This is a genomic window from Roseovarius pelagicus, assembly GCF_025639885.1.
Lineage (GTDB): Bacteria > Pseudomonadota > Alphaproteobacteria > Rhodobacterales > Rhodobacteraceae > Roseovarius > Roseovarius pelagicus.
On the sequence record NZ_CP106738.1, the window covers coordinates 3763851 to 3785006 of the forward strand.

Annotated in this window: 23 protein-coding genes; 11 read left to right on the forward strand and 12 right to left on the reverse strand. The window is 59.8% G+C overall.

Annotated features, from left to right (window positions below):
* Positions 1-6 precede the first annotated feature (6 nt).
* From N7U68_RS19555 to N7U68_RS19570, 4 genes are all read left to right on the forward strand, one after another.
* The gene (locus N7U68_RS19555; RefSeq protein WP_263047903.1) at positions 7-813 is read left to right on the forward strand and encodes a TatD family hydrolase; all 807 of its coding nucleotides are present in this window, start codon (positions 7-9) and stop codon (positions 811-813) included.
* On the forward strand, positions 813-1610 hold the full coding sequence (locus N7U68_RS19560) for an MBL fold metallo-hydrolase (RefSeq protein WP_165192760.1): 798 nt from the start codon (positions 813-815) through the stop codon (positions 1608-1610). Before N7U68_RS19555 ends, N7U68_RS19560 begins: the two co-directional genes overlap by 1 nt.
* A 2-nt stretch (positions 1611-1612) precedes the next feature.
* Positions 1613-2542 carry an AEC family transporter gene (locus tag N7U68_RS19565; protein ID WP_165192758.1) on the forward strand — a complete coding sequence of 310 codons (930 nt, stop codon included), beginning with the start codon at positions 1613-1615 and terminating at the stop codon, positions 2540-2542.
* 126 nt (positions 2543-2668) lie between these two features.
* Positions 2669-3103, forward strand: a complete 435-nt coding sequence (locus N7U68_RS19570) for a PACE efflux transporter (RefSeq protein WP_263047904.1) — start codon at positions 2669-2671, stop codon at positions 3101-3103.
* 36 nt (positions 3104-3139) lie between these two features.
* Here the strand turns inward: N7U68_RS19570 and N7U68_RS19575 are convergent, their stop codons facing one another.
* The 8 genes from N7U68_RS19575 to N7U68_RS19610 form a co-directional block, all read right to left on the reverse strand.
* Positions 3140-4369: a mandelate racemase/muconate lactonizing enzyme family protein gene (locus tag N7U68_RS19575; protein ID WP_263047905.1), complete on the reverse strand. Its 1230-nt coding sequence runs from the start codon at positions 4367-4369 to the stop codon at positions 3140-3142.
* A 61-nt stretch (positions 4370-4430) separates the two neighbouring features.
* On the reverse strand, positions 4431-5522 hold the full coding sequence (locus N7U68_RS19580) for an alcohol dehydrogenase catalytic domain-containing protein (RefSeq protein WP_263047906.1): 1092 nt from the start codon (positions 5520-5522) through the stop codon (positions 4431-4433).
* A 118-nt stretch (positions 5523-5640) separates the two neighbouring features.
* Positions 5641-6429 carry a 3-oxoadipate enol-lactonase gene (gene pcaD / locus N7U68_RS19585; protein WP_263047907.1) on the reverse strand — a complete coding sequence of 263 codons (789 nt, stop codon included), beginning with the start codon at positions 6427-6429 and terminating at the stop codon, positions 5641-5643.
* Complete coding sequence (pobA, locus tag N7U68_RS19590; RefSeq protein ID WP_263047908.1) at positions 6429-7598, reverse strand: 4-hydroxybenzoate 3-monooxygenase; 1170 nt, start codon at positions 7596-7598, stop codon at positions 6429-6431. Before pobA ends, pcaD begins: the two co-directional genes overlap by 1 nt.
* 1 nt (position 7599) lies before the next feature.
* Complete coding sequence (locus tag N7U68_RS19595; RefSeq protein WP_263047909.1) at positions 7600-8802, reverse strand: endonuclease/exonuclease/phosphatase family protein; 1203 nt, start codon at positions 8800-8802, stop codon at positions 7600-7602.
* On the reverse strand, positions 8799-9785 hold the full coding sequence (locus N7U68_RS19600) for a threonine ammonia-lyase (protein ID WP_263047910.1): 987 nt from the start codon (positions 9783-9785) through the stop codon (positions 8799-8801). The genes N7U68_RS19595 and N7U68_RS19600 overlap by 4 nt, the downstream gene beginning before the upstream one ends.
* On the reverse strand, positions 9782-10618 hold the full coding sequence (locus N7U68_RS19605; protein WP_263047911.1) for an alpha/beta fold hydrolase: 837 nt from the start codon (positions 10616-10618) through the stop codon (positions 9782-9784). Before N7U68_RS19605 ends, N7U68_RS19600 begins: the two co-directional genes overlap by 4 nt.
* Complete coding sequence (locus N7U68_RS19610) at positions 10618-11304, reverse strand: haloacid dehalogenase type II (RefSeq protein WP_263047912.1); 687 nt, start codon at positions 11302-11304, stop codon at positions 10618-10620. The genes N7U68_RS19605 and N7U68_RS19610 overlap by 1 nt, the downstream gene beginning before the upstream one ends.
* Positions 11305-11545: 241 nt before the next feature.
* Between N7U68_RS19610 and N7U68_RS19615 the strand changes: the two genes are divergently transcribed.
* Positions 11546-11974: an FKBP-type peptidyl-prolyl cis-trans isomerase gene (locus N7U68_RS19615; RefSeq protein ID WP_165192738.1), complete on the forward strand. Its 429-nt coding sequence runs from the start codon at positions 11546-11548 to the stop codon at positions 11972-11974.
* Positions 11975-12012: 38 nt separating this feature from the next.
* Here N7U68_RS19615 and N7U68_RS19620 read toward each other — a convergent pair whose 3' ends face one another.
* Genes N7U68_RS19620 through irrA form a run of 3 tightly spaced genes read right to left on the reverse strand, consistent with a single transcriptional unit; the run spans position 12013 to position 14273 of the window.
* Positions 12013-12999: an NADPH:quinone reductase gene (locus N7U68_RS19620; protein WP_263047913.1), complete on the reverse strand. Its 987-nt coding sequence runs from the start codon at positions 12997-12999 to the stop codon at positions 12013-12015.
* A 45-nt stretch (positions 13000-13044) separates the two neighbouring features.
* Positions 13045-13860 carry a phosphodiesterase gene (locus N7U68_RS19625; protein WP_263047914.1) on the reverse strand — a complete coding sequence of 272 codons (816 nt, stop codon included), beginning with the start codon at positions 13858-13860 and terminating at the stop codon, positions 13045-13047.
* Positions 13857-14273 (reverse strand): iron response transcriptional regulator IrrA, encoded by a 417-nt coding sequence (gene irrA / locus N7U68_RS19630; protein ID WP_263047915.1) that lies wholly within the window; start codon positions 14271-14273, stop codon positions 13857-13859. Before irrA ends, N7U68_RS19625 begins: the two co-directional genes overlap by 4 nt.
* A gap of 183 nt (positions 14274-14456) precedes the next feature.
* Between irrA and fabA the strand changes: the two genes are divergently transcribed.
* The 5 genes from fabA (at position 14457) to N7U68_RS19655 (ending at position 18629) form a co-directional block, all read left to right on the forward strand.
* Positions 14457-14966, forward strand: a complete 510-nt coding sequence (gene fabA, locus N7U68_RS19635; protein ID WP_263047916.1) for a bifunctional 3-hydroxydecanoyl-ACP dehydratase/trans-2-decenoyl-ACP isomerase — start codon at positions 14457-14459, stop codon at positions 14964-14966.
* Between the two features lie 109 nt (positions 14967-15075).
* Positions 15076-15408, forward strand: coding sequence for an ArsR/SmtB family transcription factor (locus N7U68_RS19640; protein WP_165192728.1), 333 nt, complete (start codon positions 15076-15078; stop codon positions 15406-15408).
* Between the two features lie 45 nt (positions 15409-15453).
* The gene (gene arsB / locus N7U68_RS19645) at positions 15454-16509 is read left to right on the forward strand and encodes an ACR3 family arsenite efflux transporter (protein WP_165192726.1); all 1056 of its coding nucleotides are present in this window, start codon (positions 15454-15456) and stop codon (positions 16507-16509) included.
* 93 nt (positions 16510-16602) lie between these two features.
* Positions 16603-17832 carry a beta-ketoacyl synthase N-terminal-like domain-containing protein gene (locus tag N7U68_RS19650; RefSeq protein ID WP_263047917.1) on the forward strand — a complete coding sequence of 410 codons (1230 nt, stop codon included), beginning with the start codon at positions 16603-16605 and terminating at the stop codon, positions 17830-17832.
* A 5-nt stretch (positions 17833-17837) separates the two neighbouring features.
* Complete coding sequence (locus N7U68_RS19655; RefSeq protein WP_165192722.1) at positions 17838-18629, forward strand: enoyl-ACP reductase FabI; 792 nt, start codon at positions 17838-17840, stop codon at positions 18627-18629.
* A gap of 103 nt (positions 18630-18732) precedes the next feature.
* Here the strand turns inward: N7U68_RS19655 and N7U68_RS19660 are convergent, their stop codons facing one another.
* Positions 18733-19602, reverse strand: coding sequence for a glycosyltransferase family protein (locus N7U68_RS19660; protein ID WP_263047918.1), 870 nt, complete (start codon positions 19600-19602; stop codon positions 18733-18735).
* A 123-nt stretch (positions 19603-19725) separates the two neighbouring features.
* Between N7U68_RS19660 and miaB the strand changes: the two genes are divergently transcribed.
* Positions 19726-21051 carry a tRNA (N6-isopentenyl adenosine(37)-C2)-methylthiotransferase MiaB gene (gene miaB, locus N7U68_RS19665; RefSeq protein WP_263047919.1) on the forward strand — a complete coding sequence of 442 codons (1326 nt, stop codon included), beginning with the start codon at positions 19726-19728 and terminating at the stop codon, positions 21049-21051.
* The last annotated feature ends 105 nt before the right edge of the window (positions 21052-21156 follow it).

The window sequence follows — 21156 nt, forward strand, 5'->3', positions numbered from 1 at the left end:
GTGTGCATGACCGAAACCATCCAGATCACAGACAGCCATTGCCACCTTGATTTCCCCGATTTCGACGCGGAGCGCGATGCCGTGATCGACCGCGCCGTGGCCGCAGGGGTTACACGGATGGTCACGATCTGCACCCGGTTGCGATTGGAGCCGCAGGTGCGCGCGATCGCCGAGGCTTATGCGCCAGTGTTCTACGCCGCAGGAACACACCCGATGAGCGCCGCCGATGAGCCCTTGGTCAGTGTCGATGAGTTGATCGCCTTGGCAAAGCATCCCAAATTCGTGGGTATTGGCGAGACCGGGCTGGACTATCACTATACTGCTGACAGTGCCGAGGTGCAGCGGCGCAGTCTGCGGATCCATATCGCGGCGGCGCGAGAAACCGGGTTGCCGCTGATTATCCACGCTCGCGCGGCGGATGACGATATGGCGCGCATTCTGCGTGAAGAGCACGCGAAGGGCAGCTACAGTTGTGTGATGCATTGCTTTTCGTCCAGCGCGGAACTGGCCCGCGCTGCGCTTGATCTGGGGTTTTACCTGTCGATGTCCGGTATTGCCGCATTCCCCAAGAGTCAGGAGTTGCGTGATATTTTCGCCTCCGCGCCGGTCGAGCGTGTTCTGGTCGAGACGGACGCGCCTTATCTTGCGCCACCACCTTTCCGTGGCAAACGGAACGAGCCGTCTTATACGGTACATACCGCCAAGGTGGGTGCAGAGACGTTTGGTATGGACTGGCCCGACTTCGCGGCGCAGACGCAGGCCAATTTTGACCGGCTGTTCTGGAAGGCCGCTCAGTTCGAGGCGGCGGCCTGATGGCAGAGCGTCGGTTTATCATCCTTGGTTGTGGGTCATCGGGCGGCGTACCGCGTCTCGGCGGTCATTGGGGCGATTGCGATCCCGAAGAACCGCGCAACACCCGCCGCCGATGTTCGATGCTGATCGAACAGGAAGGGCCGGAGGGGATCACGAGGGTGCTGATCGACACCTCTCCTGATCTACGCGCGCAGTTATTGAGCGTCGGCGTGGGGGTATTGGATGCGGTGCTCTTTACCCATAGCCACGCTGATCACGTACACGGAATCGACGATCTGCGGGTGGTTGTGTTCAACACCAAAAAGCGGCTGCCGGTCTGGGCGGATGGTGACACGCAGAATGCGCTATATGCGCGGTTCGGCTACGCCTTTGTCCAACCTGACACGTCGCCCTATCCGCCGATCCTGAACATGAACACGATTGATGGCGATGTGACCATCGACGGCGCAGGAGGGGCGATCACTCTGACGCCTTTCACCGTCGGGCATGGTGCGATTGATGCACTGGGGTTCCGCATCGGCGATGTGGCCTACCTGCCTGATGTGGCGGATATCCCCGATGATGTCTGGCCGTTACTGGATGGGCTGGAGTGCTGGATTGTGGATGCGCTGCGCCGCACGCCGCATCCGACGCATTCGCATCTGGAGAACACGCTCAAGTGGATTGACCGCGCTGCCCCGCGCAATGCGGTCATCACCAATATGCATATCGACATGGATTATCGTACGCTAGAGCGCGAATTGCCGGAAAATGTTATTCCCGCGTATGACGGGTTGACGCTCGCCTACGACGTCTAACCATGCAGGCGCTGCTCGATGTCATCCTGCCGGTCTTTGTGGTAATCGGGGCTGGTTATCTGGCGGTTTGGCTAAAGTGGTTTCCGCAAACGGGCGTCGACGGGTTGATGAAGTTCACACAGAACTTTGCAATCCCCTGCCTCCTTTTTACCGCGTTGTCACGATTGGATCTGGGGCAGGGGTTCGACTGGCGCCTGCTGCTGAGCTTTTATACCGGCGCGCTGGCGGGTTTTGTGCTGGGCCTTTTCGGCGCACGGCTGATCTTTGGCCGCACGTGGGAAGATGCCATTGTCATCGGATTTTGCTGCCTTTTTTCGAACTCCGTCCTTCTGGGGCTACCTCTGACTGAACGCGCCTATGGTGCGGATGCACTCACGTCCAACTATGCCATCATCGCTCTGCATTCGCCGTTCTGCTACGGTGTGGGCATCTCGGTGATGGAGATCACTCGCGCGCGTGGCGCGGCGGGTGTCGATGTGGCACAGCGCGTGCTGAAGGCGATGTTTACGAACGCGCTGATCATCGGCATCGGTCTGGGGCTGCTAGTCAATCTGACCGGTCTGACCTTGCCGGGGACAGTGCAGGCAGGGCTGGACCTGATTGCGCGTGCGGCATTGCCTGCGGCGCTGTTCGGGTTGGGTGGGGTTCTGGTGCAGTATCGGCCAGAGGGCGATTTGCGGGTGATCGGCTGGGTTTGTCTGATCGCGCTGGTGGCGCATCCGCTGATTACACGAACGCTGGGTGGTGCGCTGGTATTGGACAACGGGCCGATGCGGTCGGCGGTGCTGACGGCGGCGATGGCGCCGGGGGCGAATGCCTATATCTTTGCCAATATGTACGGGCGGGCCAAACGTGTCGCGGCCTCGGCGGTGCTGTTTGGCACGGGGCTGTCGATCCTCAGTGCATGGGTGTGGATGGGGCTTTTGCCATGACGCGGTTATCTGACCCTTGCGGGTCATCAATGTGACGGTGTAGGCAATGCCCAAGTGAGGACGGCCTCCCGCCCGAAGGGGTGTGATCCACCGGGACGGCCCGGTATCATCCAAGGGAGAGGTGCCATGCGCAGCACAGCAGACCGGATACGCCACGCGCTGTCATTTGAAATCATCGCATTGCTGATTGCCGTGCCGGGAGGCGCGCTGATTTTCGGCCTTTCATTGCATGACGTGGGGCTGGTCGCGGTGGTCAGCGCCACGATCGCGACGCTGTGGAATTATTTCTATAACATCCTGTTTGACCATGCGCTGTTGCGCATGACTGGACGCGTGGCCAAGACATTCGTGATACGCCTGATTCATACGGCCTTGTTCGAGGTCGGCCTGTTGGCAGCATTGTTGCCCTTTATCGCGTGGTATCTGGGGATGACGCTGTGGGATGCGTTCGTATTGGATATGTCGTTTACGATTTTCTATCTGTTTTATACGTTCGCGTTTAACTGGCTTTATGACATCGTTTTTCCGGTGCCAGGCACCCGACACCAAGAGCATTCTTGAAAAACTGCGTAGATCCTGCGCCCAAAAATGTGCGTGTCAGCCGTCCGACGGCGCGCCGCCGGTAAAGGAATTGCTGTCATGGTATTTGCACGGTGCTTCCTGCATTTCCAGATGCAGCCCGGTGCCGGTGTAGGGATGAGCGCGGGCAAGTGCCTCGTCCACGTCGATACCCAGACCGGGCGTTGTGGGCGGTATGATGTAGCCATCCTCGATCTGAATGGTGTCTTTGATGAGGGCGGCGTGAAACGGTGTCTCGATCGTTTCGGCAATCAGGATATTCGGAATTGATGCCGAAAGGTGCACATTGGCCGCCCACTCAACCGGCCCGGCATAGAGATGCGGAGCCATCTGCGCGTTGTACACCTCGGCGATTGCGGCGACTTTCTTCATCTCCCAGATACCGCCCGCACGCCCCAGCGCGGGTTGCAGGATGCTGACGCTTCCATCGCGCAGGGCGGGCGCGAACTCTGCCTTTGTCGTCAGACGTTCGCCGGTGGCGATGGGGATGCCAGTGGCTGCGGCAACCTTGGCAAGTGCGCCGATGTTGTCGGGCGGCACGGGTTCTTCGTACCACAACGGGTCGTAGGGGGCGATGGCGCGCCCCAGCCGAATCGCACCTGCGACGGAGAACTGACCATGAGTGCCAAACAGAATATCGGCCTTGTTACCAATGGCTTGGCGGATGGCCTTGCAAAAGGCGACGGACTGATCGATGTCCAACAGGCTGGGCATGTGCCCCCCGCGCATCGTGTAGGGGCCGGCCGGGTCAAACTTCACTGCCGTATAGCCCTGCTCTACAAGTGATACTGCGCTTTCTGCGGCCATATCGGGCGATGACCAGAAGGCGCTGAGATCGTGATGCGCGCGCGGATAGAGGTAAGTGTAGGCGCGGATACGATCATTCATTCGCCCGCCCAGAAGCGCGTGGACGGGACGCCCGCGCGCCTTGCCCAGAATGTCCCAACAGGCGATTTCCAGTCCGGAAAATGCGCCCATGACAGTCAGATCAGGGCGCTGGGTGAACCCGGACGAATAGGTGCGGCGGAACATAAGCTCGATGTTCTCTGGGTTTTCGCCTTGCATGTGGCGCGCGAACACATCCTCGATCACGGGGCGCATCGCCTCTGGCCCGACGGTGGAGGCATAGCATTCACCCCAGCCGGTGATACCGTCATCCGTGGTGAGCTTGACCAATATCCAATACCGCCCGCCCCATCCCGGCGCCGGGGGGGCGGTAACGATGATGTCGAGATCTTGCAATTTCATGGTGCGGCTCCGGAGCGTGGCATGAGGGGCGCGGGGCGGTGGATTGTGCCACCAAGCGGGGTCAGGTCTGGTCGAACAATATCACGTTGCGGCTGGCACGACCGGCCTTGGTGTCGGCGATCGCGTCGTTGATTTGATCAAGCTGCCAGCGGCCTGAAATCAGCTCGTCCAGTTTCAGTCGCCCCTGTTGATAGAGGTCGATCATCCATGGAATATCGCGGCGCAACACCGTATCGCCCATCTTGGACCCAAGCATTCCCTGACTGGCGGCTGCAAAATTGACCGGCTCGTACCGCGCCTCGGCGCCAACATGCGGCATCCCCATCATTATGATCTTGCCGCCGGTCGCCAGATAGCGTGGGGCCTGATCGTAAACCGGGATCGCACCCACAGAGACAACAACAACATCCGCGCCCCGTCCGATCGCGTTCTTGGCCGCGCGCCATGGCTTGTCTCCGGTGGCGAGCACACCGTCAGTGGCTCCGAAACCGCGCGCGATTTCCAGCTTTTCGTCGGTCATGTCGACGGCGACGATGCGCCGGGCACCGGCGATGCGCGCACCCTGAATGGCATTGAGGCCAACGCCACCCGCGCCGATCACCACCACGTCCTGACCGGCGCGCAGCTGTGCCACGTTGACCACCGCGCCGACGCCGGTGATGACCCCGCAACTGAGCAGGCTGGCGGCATCCATGGCCATATCATCAGGGATATGCGCGATCTGGCTCTGGTCAACGACGACCTTTTCCGCAAAGGCACCACAGGCCATCGCCTGATGCAGTTTGCCGCCATCTGCGGTTTTCAATGGTCCGTGATCGCCGTCATAGGGGGTTTCGCATGAGTTGGGTTTGCCACCGCCGCAACTGGCGCACTGGCCGCAAGCGCGGATTAGCGTGACCAGAACCGGATCGCCGGGTTTGAAGCTGGTGACACCTGCGCCGGCGGCGCTGACACGACCCGCTGCCTCGTGCCCATAGACAGCAGGCAGTGACCCGCCCCATGCGCCGTCGATGAATGATATATCCGAGTGGCAGATGGCGACGGCAGAGAGGTCGACCTGCACTTCGCCCATTTCGGGTGCACGCAGTTGCACATCTTCGATGGTAAGAGGGGTGCCAAATGCGTGGCATACTGCGGCTTTGATGGTCTGCATGGTCGCTCCCTCTTTGCTTGGAGATCAGCCTGACCCGGTTCGCTGAGGCGTTCAAGTGTGGAATGCGGGCTGTAGGGCCGCTTTTACACCATAGCCGTGACGTGTGCCTGTTCAGCAATCAGAGATGGCTGTTGCGTTCCAGGAAACTCTGTAACAACGCCGCATAGTCAACGGGTTTCTCGACGCAAGGCAGGTGGCCGACACCGCGCATCAGAACCATTTCCGCTTCTGGGATCAACTCGATGGTTTCGCGTACCAGATCGGGTGGGGTGGCGCGATCCTCTGCCCCGGCGATGCCCAAGGTGGGCAGGCGCAGTCCGCTGGTTGGGGTGTAAAAATCGGTGCCTGCGATGGCGGCACAGCAGCCTTTGTAACCTTCGACGGGTTGACGCAACAACATATTACGCCACGGTTTGTGCGCGCCGGTCTCGCGGAAATTCCGGCCAAACCAACGGTCCATTACCGCATCTGCAATAGCGTCCATCCCGAGGCGGTCGACATCCGCAATGCGGTCGCGCCAGAGCGCGGGTGTCCCAATCTTGGCGGCGGTGTTCGACATCACCAATGCGCGCACCAGATCGGGACGCTTGACGGCCAAACCCTGTGCGATCATTCCGCCGATGGACAGGCCTACGATGGCTGCCCCCGCAATGTTCAGATGATCCAGCAGACGTTCTGCGTCACGGATCAGCCCACCCATCGTATAGGGGGGCGGAGGGCATCCCGACGCGCCGTGCCCGCGCAGATCGAAGCGGACGATGCGCAGACCGGCAGGCAAGTGCGCGATAACATCATCCCAAAGGCTGAGCTCCGTGCCAAGCGAGTTGATAAACATCAGCGGCGCGCCATCGGCTGCGCCATCCAAACGGTAGTGCAGGGTGAGATGGGCAAGGTCGAGCGTTGGCATCAGTAGGGTAGTCCCACGTAATTTTGGGCTAGCGCGGTTTGCGCGGCACGGTTTTCACTCAGAAAGGCCAGATCGGCCTCCTGCACTTTTAGATCAAAGCGGGATTGATCCGGGAAACGGTGCAGAAGGTTGGTCATCCACCAGCTGAAACGCTGCACCTTCCACACCCGTGCAAGAGCCTGCGCGGAATAGCTGTCGAGTCGGTTTTTCTCGCCTGTGTCGTAGTATTTTTGCATGGCCTCAGAAAGATACGCTACATCGCTGGCGGCTGTGTTCAGTCCTTTGGCCCCGGTGGGCGGCACGATATGGGCCGCATCACCGCAAAGATAGAGCCGCCCCCATTGCATCGGCGCGCAGACGAATGAGCGCAGCGGAGCGATAGATTTCTCGATGCTGGGCCCGATGATGAGCTTATCGGCGACCGCGGCGGGGAGGCGGCGGCGCAGTTCGTCCCAAAAGGCCGTATCGGTCCAGTCATCCGGGCTGTCAGAGAGGGCGCATTGCACGTAATAGCGGCTCAGGTTCGCGTTGCGCTGAGAGCAGAGTGCGAAACCCCGCGGGGAACTGGCATAGATCAATTCATGTGCCACCGGGGATGTTTCCGAGAGGATGCCAAGCCAACCAAAGGGGTATGTTTTCTCGAACTCGGTGCGGTGCTCTGCCGGGATCGCCTGACGCGAAGGGCCGTGATAGCCGTCACATCCCGCAATCAGATCACACTCCAGTCGGTGGGACTGGCCATCATACGTGAAGCTGACATGGGGCGCATCGGTGTCGATGTCGCAGGGGGTGACATTGGTGCAATTATGCAGCGTCGTAGCGCCCGTCGCATCGCGTGCCTCATAGAGGTCGCGGGTGACTTCGGTCTGGCCATATATGACCACGTGGCGGTCTGTCAGCGCATTGAAGTCAATACTGAAATCGGCGCTGTCAGACGTGATGCGCGCACTGTTGTGGATCAAACCTTCGGCGTGTACCCGTTCGCCCACACCAGCTGCGTCCAGCAGATCCACCATACCGGTTTCCAATACACCCGCGCGCACCCGCGACAGCACGTGGTCGCGACTGCGGCGTTCCAGCAGGATCGTGTCTATGCCCGCCCCGTGCAGCAATTGCCCCAGCAGCAGCCCCGCAGGCCCGCCGCCGATGATTGCCACCTGACAGCGCATGTCAGCGCAGCCTCATATGGGCCATGATCTGCCCGTGATCCGAGGCGAGCTTGTTATAGGGGGCCTCGGCATGGCTGCCGTCGGTGATGTGGTCGTTAAAGACGCTGAAATAGGACATATCGCCGATCCGGGCATCGAAATCAGGGTGGAAATGTCGCGACATGTAGATTTGGTCAATACTTTCGTAGATGCCGCCAAAGGCGGATGTGTAAACCATGTCTCGCAGGGATTTGCGCACAAAGAGCTTTTCAGCGGAATGCAGGCGCACGGCCTCGATATCTTCAGTGATCTGCTGGTGTTCTTCGGCCGTGTAGCGATCACCGCGATCCTTCGCGTCGTGGCGTAACATCCATTGGTAGTTCTTGAACGGGACTTCGCCAGCGATAATTTCGGATGAGGTGGCGTGTTCGCCATCGTTGAAATCGCCCAGCACCATTACCGGATGGCCCGCGCGCAGTTCGGCTACGATCTCGGCGCGCAGCACCCACGCTTCGGCCATGCGGCGAATGGCGGCGCGCAGGCTGCCCAAGGCGCGACCGACGGGATCATACCGGGTCAGGTTCGCCTCGGGCGCGAAATCTGCCCCGTCGGGTTTGATGTATTCGCCCAGTTTGGACTTCAGATGGCAGTTGAAAACGGTGATCGTCTGGTCGCCCACGGGGATACGCGCTTTTAGGATCGGACGTGACAGGCGGCGCAATGCAAAACTGCCTGCATCGGTGTCGCCATCCAGCCCGCGCAATGGCTGGAACGGGATGATCAATGGTTTCGGCAGATCCTGAATGAGCTCGGGTTGCCCGGCAAAACCCATGCGCGACAGGATCGCCACGCCGGGACGGCGTTTGCCCGGCTCGCCGGTGTCGGCAGCGTTGGGCGCAAAGGCGAGGGACGCACCCGCATATCCAGTTGCGGCCAGTTTGCGAAAGATGACCTTGCGGTGATAGCGCTTGGTTTTATCGGGAACAGAGGCGGCGTTCAGAACTTCGGCGCGGCGGCTGGCCTCGTCCACCACGGCGCGCAGCGGCGCTTCCTCGAAAATCTCCTGAAACCCGATGATGTCCGCATCCAGCGTCAACACTTGATCGGCCATCCAGTCTTCTTTCCACGCGTATTCCTCGGGGGTGTAGGTCTGGAATTCGTAATATTCCTTGTCTGGCCCAATCAGGTTCTTGACGTTGAAGCTGGCGATGGTGAATTCTGTCATTCCGCCCCCCCATAGGTGGCAAGGGCGCGCTGGAACAGATCCGCGTCGACGTTGCCGCCCGAAATGGTGCAGATCACGGCATCGCCCTCGATCTCGTCGCCGTAAAAGAGTGCGGCGGCCAAGGCCACGGCTCCTCCGGGTTCTGCCACCAGCTTTAACCGTTGGAAGGCGAGGGCCATGGCGCGCAGGCAATCCTCTTCGGTCACGGCAATGCCTGGACCGCAAAGGCGGTGCAGGATCGGAAATGTCATCTGCCCCGGTGCAGGCGTCAGAATTGCGTCACAGATGTTGCCAGATTGCGTGTTGTTGGTCTCGATATGGCCGGAGTTGAGCGAACGTTTCACATCGTCAAAGCCCTCTGGCTCGCAGGGGCGCGCGCGCAGGCCGGGCGCATCGGCCTCCAGCGCCATCGCGATGCCGGATGTCAGACCACCACCCCCGCAACAGACCAGCACATCGCCCGCCGTCACGCCCATTTCGGTGGCCTGTGCCGCGATTTCGAGGCCTGTGGTGCCCTGACCCGCGATCACCTGAGGGTCGTCATACGGGCGGATCAGGGTCAGGTCGCGCTCGGCCTTTAGCTTGTCACCTATGGCCTCGCGGCTCTCACCGCCCGCGCGATCGTACAGTACCACCTCAGCGCCTAATGCGCGGGTGTTGTCGATTTTCATGCGCGGCGCGTCGGCGGGCATGATGATCACTGCCGGCACGCCATGTTCGCGCGCGGCCAATGCCACGCCCTGCGCATGGTTGCCGCTGGAAAAGGCGATGACGCCTTTGGCGCGTGTTTCGGGATCGAGGGCAGACACCGCAGAGCGTCCGCCGCGATACTTGAAGCTGCCGGTATGTTGCAGGCATTCGGGCTTGACCAACACGCGCCGCCCGGCAATTTCATCAAGAAAGGGTGAGGTGAGCATCGGCGTGCGGCGTGCGTGACCTTCCAGCCGTGTCGCGGCGGCGCGGATCATGTCGATGTTGCTCATGTGGCGTACTCCTTGAGGTGGGCGCGGATCGCATCCAACGCCTCGGTCTCGTCCAGAAATGGGACATGCCCGCGATCGGGCACTGTTGCGACATGCATACTGGGCGCACGTTCTTGCATTTTTGCAAAGGTGTCTGCGCTCAGCAGGTCCGAATTGGCGCCGCGAATGGCGGTCAGAGGTAGTTTGGCCAGCGCGTCAAACAGAGCCCATAAATCAGGGGCAGGGCCGACACCGGCCTGACCGATCAGCGCATCCCGCAAACGCGCATCATAACGCAGTCCAAGGCCGCCGCCGGGTTTCTCATAAAACATCATATCTGCCTGTGCGCGCCAGCGATTGAGGGTCACGCCGGGAAAGGCATCAGCACCGAGCGCGTGCAACGTGGTCGCAACCGCATCCAGATCGGGCGCGTTCGGTTCGTTACCGACATAATCCATGATCCGCTCAATTCCGACGGACGTCACTTCTGGGCCGATGTCGTTCAGGATCACGCCCTTCAGACGCTCTGGTGCCATATACGCCAGTAACATCGCGATCAGGCCGCCGCGTGACGTGCCGATGATCGTAACGCGATCCAGTTTCAGATGATCAAGCAGGGTCAGGACGTCCTGCGCCTCTTGGGCGATGGAATAGGTCATGTAATCTGCAGCGTGGTCCGATTGTCCGCGCCCGCGATAGTCGGGTCGGATCATGCGATACTCGGGCAGGAAAGGCAGCAAAAACCCAAAATCGGCATTGTTGCGGGTAAGGCCCGCAAGACAGAGCACAGAAGGGCCATCTCCAGCGTCCTCGTAATGCAGGTTAAGGCCGTCCTTGGACAGAAATTTGGGCATCAGGCGCCTGCCAGCGCCGGGATGCCGGTCAGATCGGTCAGTATTTGGTCGGGCTTTGCTGGGAGGCGGTCCACGGGTTCAGACGCGCGATTGACCCACGCAGTTGTGAACCCGTAGCTGGCAGCGCCCGCCGCGTCCCAGCCATTGGACGAGACAAAAAGAACCTCTTCGCGGGCGCAACCGAAACAGTTGCCGACCATATCATAAACCACGCTGGCAGGTTTGAAGATGCCCACGTCCTCGACCGAGAGTACATGGTCGAGCAGATCGCCCAGACCTGCCGATTTTACCGCGCCGTCCAGCATGTCGGGTGATCCGTTTGACAGAATTGCGGTGTTGAGACCGGCGCTCTTGAGTGCGCGCAGCATGGCAGGCACTTCGGCGTAGGCTTCCAACTCCCAATAGAGTTGCAGCAGCCGTTCGCGCAGGTCTGCATCGGCGTTCAGTCCTTCGGCCTCCAGCGACCAGTCCAGCCCATCCTGTGTGACCTGCCAGAAATCGGTGTGCTGGTTCGTGATCGCGCGCAGCCATGTGTACTGCAACTGTTTCAGCCGCCAGTTCTGCGCGATCCGGGGCCAGTGTGCAGCGAATGCCGCGCGTCCCGGCTCTGCGGCGGCGATCCGCGCGGCTGCGGCGACATCAAAGAGCGTGCCATAGGCATCGAAAATACAGGTGGTAATAGGCATAAGATCCTCCGGGAGATTAGCGGCAGACTGGCATGGATGGGGCAGGGGGGGAAGGGTGATCTGGATGTGAAAACGCGCTAGAGGCAGGTCCGCCGGGCCGTTTGTTTGCAAACCGGGCAGGCGGGCGTTAGCGTCCATGGCGAATCGCAATCGAGTACCTGCGCGCGGCGCGGCCTCGACAAACCCTGACAACCCGCCGCCCAGTGCGCCGGGTAAAATCCCCCCAAAGACTGGAGACACTATGACCGAAGTTAAATCGGGCGACACCGTCCATATTCATTACACTGGCACGCTTGAGGATGGGTCTGTCTTTGACAGTAGCGACGGGCGTGATCCGCTGAAATTCACTGTCGGATCGGGCCAGATCATTCCCGGTCTCGATACAGCGTTGCCGGGCATGACCCTTGGCGATAAGAAGGTCGTCGAAGTGGCGGCGGACGATGCGTATGGCCAACCCGACCCGGCTGCCCTGCAACAAGTGCCGCGCGAAGGTATCCCGGCAGATATCCCACTTGATCTTGGGACGCAGTTGCAGGTCCAAACTCCCGACGGGCAGGCGATGCCGGTGACCGTTGTCGAAGTGACAGACGACACTGTAACGCTGGATGCCAACCATTTCCTTGCAGGCAAGGATCTGACATTCGCGATCGAGCTCGTTGCGATTGGCTGACCCGTGATGGGTAAGGTGGGTTTCAAACCCACCTTACGTCAAATTTCCAACAGAACCGCGCCCGCACGGCCGGGCGTCATCACCGCGTCCTGGGCGATGGCACATTCGGCCAGCGGGTAGGTGCGCGCGATCTCGGGACGCAACGAACCTGCAATTAGCGCTGCGTGCAGTCGGCTGATTGCGGCTGTGCGGGCTGCTGCCCCCAGAATGTAAATTAACACGATATCGAGGGTGAGCGCCTTGAAGAGGTATGGCCCGAACGGCAATGTCGGCGCCATATCGGCCCCCGATCCATAGGCGCAGATCGTGCCGGATGGTCGCATCACCTCGGGGAGCATCGCCGCGTTCTGGCCGAATTCAACCTCGACCGCGCGATCAACGCCCTCACCGTTCGTCGCTGCGAGAATTTGCGCGGTCAGATCCGGATCGGTGTAATCCAGACAGACATCCGCGCCTGCCTGTGCTGCGCGTTCCAGCCCCGGACCCCGGGCGGTGGCAATGACCCGTGCGCCGCCCCATTTCGCCAGTTGCACCGCGTTGTGACCGACAGCCCCGGCGCCACCGCTGATCAGCAGGGTTTGTCCCGCTACGTCGCCACCGCCAAAGACCGTATGCGCGGCTGTAAGTCCCGGAATGCCCAATGTCGCGCCGATGGCGAGGTCGACGCCCTCGGGCAGTGGCACGGTCTGAGCCTCTGGCAGGCAGATCGTCTCTGCAGCAGTGCCGAAGGGACGCTGCCACTGGCCGTTCCATATCCACACGCGTTGGCCGATCCGTGACGTGTCGACGCCATCGCCCACGGCGTCAATCTCGCCCGAACCATCGGAATGAGGGATGATGCGATCAAATGCCGGTTTGGTTACACCGGGACGCGCGCCCGCGCGAGCCTTGGCATCGGATGGGTTCACACCGGAATGGCTGAGCCGCACGCGCACTTCACCGGGGCCGGGAAGGGGCAGGTCTACGTCACCAAGTTCAAGTACATCAGCCGCAGGGCCGAATCGATCATAAGATATAGCACGCATGTCGGAGCCTCGTGACGCAAGTGTGGCATTGGCCGAGTGTGGCTATCAGACAGAAGCAACACCGAACCCGGCGGGGCAGAACGCCAGAGTTTGGACCATCACGCGCCCATCGTCCAGCGTGATGACGCCCAATTCCGGGGCTTCATGGGCGGGGGCAAATGTATCCCATGTCCAGTCTGGGCGCGGCGGGGGTGCTTGATATAGCACTGACCGCAGGCCGCAATATGCCATACCCTGTATGCTGCCCGCGACCGGCCGATGGATGTGGCCGAAGCACAGTTGCCGGACTGCAGGGGTCGCACGCAGAATACGCAGCAAAGTCTCGCCATTTTCCAACCGCATCGGATCGAGCATGGGCAGGCCCAGTGCCATCGGCGGGTGGTGCATGAATATAATGATCGGCCGACCGTCATCGGGCGCCGCCAGCCGCTCTCGCAGCCAGTCCAATCGTGTCTGACAAAGCACGCCTTTTCCAGAGCCTTCCATCAGGGTATCGAGGCACAGCAGCCGCGCCTGCGGCAGCGCAATTTCATATTGTACGAAATCCGGCATGGCTGTTTCGGGCAGTGGCAGATGCGTGCGCAATAGTGCTCTGGAATCGTGATTTCCGGTCATGGGATGCCACGGCAGGCATAGCCGATCCAACGACTGTCGTAGGGTCGCGTAGTTTTTGGCTGAAGCCGTTTCGACCATATCACCTGAAATAACACATAGGCGGGCATCGCCGTAATGCGCGTTCACATAGTCAATTGCAGCGTCGAGCCGGGCGCGCGGATCATGGCCCAAGACGCGATCAGACGCATCAAAATGAAGATCGGAAAGCCAGACAATGCGCGACGTCGTTGCGGCGTCTGCGCTCACTTGCGTCGCAGTCGGATCACCACATCGACTGATGCGATTTCGACACCTTCAGGGGCGTCGGGCAATCGGGTAATCTGTAACTGATCCGCAGGCGCGTCGCTCAGCCGGTTTTCGTCTTCCCAGAAGAAATGCGGATGGTCATGGGTGTTGGTGTCGAAATAGCTCTTGGTGCCGTCTACCATCACCTCTTGCAACAGTCCGGCACCACAGAAGGCGCGCAGCGTGTTATATACTGTGGCGAGTGAGACGCTCTCTCCCATGCGGCAGACATCGGAAAACAGGCTCTCTGCCGTAACGTGACGATGCTGGCCATCGCCAATCAGCAGTGCCGCCAGCGCCACACGTTGCCGCGTGGGCCGTAGCCCTGCATTGGTTAGCCAGTCTGATCCGCGTTCCAGCGCGCTGTGTAACATCTGAGCCTGCGTTCTTCTTACTGGGGCAATATAGGATGCGGGGCGGGGAGATTTCAAATAAAATCCGCGTTTTGGCCTGCCTGTTTCAGCAGGCAAGGTAGGTGAGGCGGGCTTGCATGCGCGCGCCCTCGGGTGCTAGACGAGACGCAGAGACCAGCGACCAATCAAGAGGGAGCCGTGCGAATGGCCGACTATCCGAGCAGCTTCGGAAAAGACGATTTGTTGAAATGCGCACGGGGCGAGCTTTTTGGTCCCGGAAATGCGCAATTACCTGAGCCACCGATGCTGATGATGGACCGGATTACCGACATCTCGGCGGATGGCGGGGCACACGGCAAGGGGCACGTGCTGGCCGAATTCGATATATCGCCAGACTTATGGTTCTTTGACTGCCATTTTCCCGGCAATCCGATCATGCCGGGTTGTCTGGGCCTTGATGGACTGTGGCAACTGACCGGGTTCAACCTTGGCTGGCGCGGCTGGCAGGGGCGCGGTTATGCGTTGGGCGTGGGCGAGGTGAAGCTGACCGGAATGGTACGACCTGACCGCAAGATGCTGACCTATAAAATTGATTTCACCAAGGCGATCCAGACCCGACGCCTGACCATGGGCGTGGCCGATGGCATCGTCGAGGCCGATGGTGAAGTGATCTACATGGTCAAGGATATGAAAGTCGCGCTGAGCGAGAGCTGAGCAGATATTTCCACGCCAGCCCGCTCTGCACGACCTGTGTCGCCAGCAGGGCGGGTGCCATCATAATTGATGCTTGACGAAAACTCGTTATATCCATAATTCGTGATATATGGATAAAGATGAAACCCTCACTGCTTTCGCAGCCCTTAGTCAATCGACCCGTCTGGACGTGTTCCGCCTGCTGATCAAGGCTGGTGGGGCCGGTATGTCGGCGGGAGAGATCGGCGAAACCCTGAATGTGCGACAGAATACGATGTCGGCAAACTTGGCGATCCTCCTGCGCGCGGGCCTGATCCGCAAGACCCGAGAGGGCCGCAGCATTCGTTATTTCGCCGACATGAACGGACTGCGCGGATTGCTCGCTTTTTTGATGCAGGACTGCTGTGGCGGGCGACCCGATCTGTGCCAACCGGTCATTCAGGAACTGGCCTGTGACTGTTAAAACAGCAATTTTTTGCCCTTCGGGCGACAACACTGAAAGAACGATATGACTGATACATCGCTCCCTGCTGCGGCGGGATTGGGAACCTTTGAACGTTGGTTGTCTGTTTGGGTGGCACTCGCCATCGGTGCCGGGCTGTTGCTGGGCAACCTCATTCCCGGTGTTTTTGGTGCGCTCGCATCTCTAGAGGTGGCATCGGTCAACCTGCCGGTGGCTGTGCTGATCTGGGCGATGGTCTACCCAATGATGGTCGGCGTCGATTTCGGGGCGCTGCGTCAGGTCGGGGACAGACCCAAGGGGCTGGTCGTGACGCTGGTGGTCAACTGGTTGATCAAACCTTTTACCATGGCGGCGCTGGGTGTTTTGTTTTTCGAGTATGTGTTCGCCGGAATGATTCCACCGGACGATGCGCAGGCCTATTTGGCGGGTGTCATCCTGCTGGGGGCTGCGCCCTGTACGGCGATGGTCTTTGTCTGGTCGAATCTGACGCGCGGTGATGCGACCTATACGCTGGTGCAGGTCAGCGTAAATGATGTGATCATGGTCTTTGCCTTTGCGCCGATTGTGGCGTTTTTGCTGGGCGTGACAGATATCGTCGTGCCTTGGGACACGTTGCTGCTGTCGGTGGGCCTCTATGTGATGTTGCCGCTGCTTGCCGGATATGTAACGCGCAAGCGTCTGGTCGCACAGGATGGCGAGCGGGCTGTGGATGCGTTCAAATCCCGTGTGCAGCCGTTTTCGATCATTGGATTGCTGGTGACCGTGGTTTTGCTCTTTGGTTTTCAGGGCGAGGTGATTCTGGATCGTCCGCTGGTCATCGTGCTGATTGCTGTTCCGCTGCTGATCCAGTCCTATGGTATCTTCTTTGTCGCCTACGGCGCGGCGCGGGCGTGGGGCATTCCGTTCAATGTTGCGGCCCCCTGCGCCCTGATCGGCACATCCAATTTCTTTGAATTGGCCGTTGCTGTGGCAATCAGCCTGTTCGGGCTGGGTTCAGGCGCGGCGCTGGCGACCGTTGTGGGCGTTCTGGTGGAGGTGCCGGTGATGCTGTCGCTGGTTGCCTTTGCCAACAGGACGAAACACTGGTTTCCGGCAGGTTAGGGCAGAGATTGACGCCCACGTTTGTCCTAACTGCTTGCTCCTTTCCCCTTGCCTGTCTTACACAAGACTTTGAACCGCCAAGGGAGATTGCCTATGCGTCGCGTCGTCGTGACAGGGATCGGGATCGTATCGTCGATCGGGAACAACGCTGACGAGGTTCTCACCTCGTTACGGGATGGCCGATCGGGCATCACGGCAAATGAGTCGATGAAAGAACACGGCTTTCGCAGTCAGATCGCGGGGGCCGTAGATCTGGATGTGGCCGATCATGTGGACAAACGCACGCTGCGCTTTATGGGGCCGGGCAGCGCCTATGCGCATATCGCTATGGGACAGGCGATTGCCGATGCCGGACTCGAAGAGGCGGATATCGTCAATCCTATGACGGGTCTGATCGCCGGATCGGGCGGGCCATCGACCAGCGCAATGTTGCAGGCGCATCAAACCGTGTTGAAAACCGGCGCGACCAAGCGGATCGGCCCCTTTGCGGTCCCAAAGTGCATGTCCTCGACCGTAAGCGCCAATCTGGCAACCGCGTATCAGATCAAGGGGATGAATTTCTCGATAACCTCCGCCTGTTCGACGTCGCTGCATTGCATCGGCATGGCGGCGCAACAGATTGCACTGGGTCATCAGGATGTGATGTTCGGCGGCGGCGGAGAAGAGTTGGACTGGACGCTGTCGTGTCTCTTTGACGCGATGGGAGCGATGTCCAGCAAGTATAATGACACGCCCGAGAAAGCCTCTCGCGCGTTTGATGCGGGCCGCGATGGTTTCGTGATCTCTGGCGGCGGTGCGATCGTCGTGCTGGAGAGCCTTGAGCGCGCGCAGGCGCGCGGGGCCAAGATTTATGCCGAGGTCACCGGGTTCTCGGCCACATCGGATGGTGCAGATATGGTTGCGCCCTCAGGTGAGGGTGGCGAGCGAGCGATGCGGGGGGCACTGCGCACGCTGCCCGACGGTCGATCCGTCAGCTATATCAACGCGCATGGCACCTCGACGCCTGTTGGTGATGTCGGCGAAGTTGAGGCCGTGCGCCGCGTGTTCGGACAGGGCACGACACCGCCGATCAGCTCGACCAAGTCAATGACCGGACACAGTCAAGGGGCGACCGGGGCGCAGGAAGCGATCTATTGCCTGCTCGCGCTGCAGCATGATTTCATCATTCCATCGATCAATGTTGACACACTTGATCCCGCACTTGATCCGGCTGAAATCGCAACGGCGCGGGTGGACAATGCCGAGCTAGATACGGTGATGACCAATTCCTTTGGCTTTGGCGGCACCAACGGATCAATGCTGCTGAGCAAGTTTCAAGGATGAGCGGCATGGGAAACTCGATGTGCGGTAAACGTGGGCTGGTCATGGGGGTTGCCAATGACCGCTCCATCGCGTGGGGCATCGCCAAGGCAATGCACGAAGCGGGGGCCGAACTGGCGTTCAGCTATCAGGGGGATGCGTTCGGCAAGCGCGTGGCCCCCTTGGCCGAATCTGTCGGATCGGATTTCCTGGTGGATGTCGATGTAACCGACGATGCTTCGCTGGATGCGGCCTTTGACGGGCTGGCGCAACGCTGGCCAACGATTGATTTCGTGGTTCACGCCATCGCGTTCTCGGACAAGTCGGAGCTAACGGGCAGATTTCTGAACACCAGCCGGGCCAATTTCAAACACTCGATGGATATATCGTGCTATTCGTTCATCGAAGTGGCGCGACGTGCGCATCCGCTGATGTGTGAAAATGGCGGCACGCTACTGACGCTGACCTATCAGGGCAGCAACCGGGTTGTGCCGAACTACAATGTCATGGGCGTGGCCAAGGCTGCATTGGAGAGCGCGACGCGCTATCTGGCCAATGACCTGGGCCCGGACGGTATTCGGGTGAACGCGATCAGCCCCGGACCGATGAAGACCCTTGCCGGTGCGGCGATCGGTGGCGCGCGCAAGACCTACAAACACACGGATATGAACGCACCGCTGCGTGCCAACGCAACATTAGAGGCGGTGGGCGGCACTGCGGTCTATCTGGCATCTGACGCCGGGGCCTGCACCACGGGAGAAGTGATCCGGGTCGATGGCGGGTTTCATGTTCTTGGGATGCCGCAGGCCGATAATCTTTGATCACTGCCAGTTTTTTTCTGCGAAAAACTATGCCTGCTTCTTTTTAGGAAAGCGTTCTACCGACCGCGCAAGAGTATTTTCGCAAAAAAGAAGCTGCGGGTATTCAGAACCACTGGCCGGGTTCCATCAAACCAAGGTCGAGAAGCTGGCGCGAATGCCACTCGAATTGCGTCGAGTTGTGCCATTTGAACGTCTGGATATCAAACGTTGAACCGGGATTGCGCTTTAGCGCCTTGGCCGTGCGGAATGACACGATCGCTGCGGTCAGATTATTGTGCCAGGGGCAGGCGTAGGTGTTATATTCTTCGTCGTTGAAAGTGTGGTCGTCGCGCAGTGTCAGCCCCTGTTTGGCACGGAAGAGAGCGATGCGGTCGATTTTACGGCGCGGCGCCGGGATGTGTTCTTCATAGCGCCAGCGCAACCCGCCAAAGAAGTCCAACTGTCGTTCCTTAGGGTGGTTGTGGTTGGCGGGATCGAGCCGGGCGAGAGCGTAGTAACCGGATTTATCCATATGCGCGTCTTCTAACGAGACGGCAATTGGATGACTGTCCAGATCGCCCGCGTAAAGGTCGATCACATAGGTCAGCATCGCGTCGCGACGTTCTTCGGTGTGATAGGCCAGCATCTCGCTGACGGTGCGGGTCTCGCAGAATGGGTAAAAGAGATATTCGGCGTTGTAGCAATAATATAGCCACTCTCCCGGTGCCATCGCGATAACGGCGTTGATCGCGTTTATTGCGTTATCTCCACGGCTGAGATCAAAATCGACACGCAATGTCTGGTCTGCCACATCCTCGGGCAGCGTAAACGAGGGCGGTACAAATACGATCAATGCGCGAAACCCTGCATCGAGATGATGGCGCAGTGTCGTGTCGATCTCGACGTCGTCCTCGACAAAGATCAGTGCGATCGGGCCTTTGGCCAGTGCTGGCTTCCCTCGGGTGGTGAAATCGTCAAGTCCGGTGAACTGCACGTCAGGCCTCATGTGATTTTGCGTCAAACTCGGGTAAATTGCAGCGCATTGCAAGAACCCCCTGCCTTGGTATAGGCAGGCGCACGTCCGCCAACCGCAAACCGCTAGTCAGAGGCGCAGCCTATGTCCGCACCCAAGAAGCTTTTTATCAAGACCTACGGCTGTCAGATGAACGTCTACGACAGCGAGCGCATGGCCGAGACTATGGGCGGTGCGGGCTATGTCGAGACGCAGAATGTAAACGATGCGGATATGATCTTGCTGAACACCTGTCACATCCGCGAGAAAGCCGCCGAAAAGGTCTATTCGGAACTGGGCCGGTTTCGCGATCTCAAGGATGCGCGTCCTGACCTGAAGATCGGTGTGGCTGGCTGTGTCGCACAGGCCGAGGGCGAAGAGATCATGCGCCGCCAGCCACTGGTTGATCTGGTGGTCGGACCACAAAGCTACCATCGCCTGCCAGAGATGGAGGCAAAGCTGGCAACCGGGCAAAAGGCGCTCGATACTGATTTTCCCGAAGAGGACAAGTTCGAGAAACTCAAAGCGCGACCAAAGGCCAAGCGCGGACCGACAGCGTTTTTGACCGTGCAGGAGGGCTGTGACAAATTCTGCGCCTTCTGCGTGGTGCCTTACACCCGCGGCTCCGAGGTCAGCCGCCCGGCGGACCGCATTCTGGATGAGGCGCGCGATCTGGTTGAGCGCGGGGTGCGTGAGATCACCTTGCTGGGGCAGAATGTGAATGCGTATCACGGCGCGGGCGAGGGGGGCGATTGGTCATTGGCCCGGCTGATCTGGGCATTGAGTGACGTGGATGGGCTCGAGCGTATCCGCTTTACCACCAGCCACCCCAATGACATGAGCGATGATCTGATAGAGGCGCATGGATCCTGTGCCAAGCTGATGCCCTATCTGCATCTGCCGGTACAGTCCGGTAGTGATCGTATCCTCAAGCGGATGAACCGCAAGCATACCGCCGAAAGTTATCTGAAGGTGATCGAGCGGATCCGCGCGGCACGACCCGATATTCTGCTTTCGGGTGACTTCATTGTCGGCTTCCCCGAAGAGACCGATGCCGATTTCGAAGATACGCTGCGCCTGATCGAGGCCGTTGGTTATGGCACGGCCTATTCGTTTAAATACTCGACCCGTCCTGGCACGCCAGCGGCAAACCGCCCGCAGATCGATGTGGACGTCGCTGACGACAGGTTGCGGCGGCTTCAGGCGCTTTTGACCCGGCAGCAACAACAGATACAGCAGAGCATGGTGGGGCGTGAGGTCAGCGTTCTGTTTGAGAAACCGGGCCGGCAACCGGGACAGATGGTCGGCAAATCCGAATACCTGCATGCGGTTCATGTGGTCGCACCGGATGTCAGGCCGGGGGATATTGCGCGTGTGCGGATCACCGAAAGCAGCACCAACTCGCTCGCCGGGGCATTGATCGCAGATTGATCCGGCGAGATCGAGGCTTGCTTTGCTCCATGCTCGGCCCTCGTATTCCCCCTCTATATAGTTAATCGTCGTGCAGTTGACGCCACTGGTAGGTTTTCGCGCGCG

What these genes read in the sequence shown, in the direction of transcription:
- N7U68_RS19555 (WP_263047903.1), top strand. Translation starts at nt 7, where the DNA reads ATGACCGAAACCATCCAGATCACAGACAGCCATTGCCACCTTGATTTC.
- N7U68_RS19560 (WP_165192760.1), top strand. Translation starts at nt 813, where the DNA reads ATGGCAGAGCGTCGGTTTATCATCCTTGGTTGTGGGTCATCGGGCGGC.
- N7U68_RS19565 (WP_165192758.1), top strand. Translation starts at nt 1,613, where the DNA reads ATGCAGGCGCTGCTCGATGTCATCCTGCCGGTCTTTGTGGTAATCGGG.
- N7U68_RS19570 (WP_263047904.1), top strand. Translation starts at nt 2,669, where the DNA reads ATGCGCAGCACAGCAGACCGGATACGCCACGCGCTGTCATTTGAAATC.
- N7U68_RS19575 (WP_263047905.1), bottom strand. Translation starts at nt 4,369, where the DNA reads ATGAAATTGCAAGATCTCGACATCATCGTTACCGCCCCCCCGGCGCCG.
- N7U68_RS19580 (WP_263047906.1), bottom strand. Translation starts at nt 5,522, where the DNA reads ATGCAGACCATCAAAGCCGCAGTATGCCACGCATTTGGCACCCCTCTT.
- pcaD (WP_263047907.1), bottom strand. Translation starts at nt 6,429, where the DNA reads ATGCCAACGCTCGACCTTGCCCATCTCACCCTGCACTACCGTTTGGAT.
- pobA (WP_263047908.1), bottom strand. Translation starts at nt 7,598, where the DNA reads ATGCGCTGTCAGGTGGCAATCATCGGCGGCGGGCCTGCGGGGCTGCTG.
- N7U68_RS19595 (WP_263047909.1), bottom strand. Translation starts at nt 8,802, where the DNA reads ATGACAGAATTCACCATCGCCAGCTTCAACGTCAAGAACCTGATTGGG.
- N7U68_RS19600 (WP_263047910.1), bottom strand. Translation starts at nt 9,785, where the DNA reads ATGAGCAACATCGACATGATCCGCGCCGCCGCGACACGGCTGGAAGGT.
- N7U68_RS19605 (WP_263047911.1), bottom strand. Translation starts at nt 10,618, where the DNA reads ATGCCCAAATTTCTGTCCAAGGACGGCCTTAACCTGCATTACGAGGAC.
- N7U68_RS19610 (WP_263047912.1), bottom strand. Translation starts at nt 11,304, where the DNA reads ATGCCTATTACCACCTGTATTTTCGATGCCTATGGCACGCTCTTTGAT.
- N7U68_RS19615 (WP_165192738.1), top strand. Translation starts at nt 11,546, where the DNA reads ATGACCGAAGTTAAATCGGGCGACACCGTCCATATTCATTACACTGGC.
- N7U68_RS19620 (WP_263047913.1), bottom strand. Translation starts at nt 12,999, where the DNA reads ATGCGTGCTATATCTTATGATCGATTCGGCCCTGCGGCTGATGTACTT.
- irrA (WP_263047915.1), bottom strand. Translation starts at nt 14,273, where the DNA reads ATGTTACACAGCGCGCTGGAACGCGGATCAGACTGGCTAACCAATGCA.
- fabA (WP_263047916.1), top strand. Translation starts at nt 14,457, where the DNA reads ATGGCCGACTATCCGAGCAGCTTCGGAAAAGACGATTTGTTGAAATGC.
- N7U68_RS19640 (WP_165192728.1), top strand. Translation starts at nt 15,076, where the DNA reads ATGGATAAAGATGAAACCCTCACTGCTTTCGCAGCCCTTAGTCAATCG.
- arsB (WP_165192726.1), top strand. Translation starts at nt 15,454, where the DNA reads ATGACTGATACATCGCTCCCTGCTGCGGCGGGATTGGGAACCTTTGAA.
- N7U68_RS19650 (WP_263047917.1), top strand. Translation starts at nt 16,603, where the DNA reads ATGCGTCGCGTCGTCGTGACAGGGATCGGGATCGTATCGTCGATCGGG.
- N7U68_RS19655 (WP_165192722.1), top strand. Translation starts at nt 17,838, where the DNA reads ATGGGAAACTCGATGTGCGGTAAACGTGGGCTGGTCATGGGGGTTGCC.
- miaB (WP_263047919.1), top strand. Translation starts at nt 19,726, where the DNA reads ATGTCCGCACCCAAGAAGCTTTTTATCAAGACCTACGGCTGTCAGATG.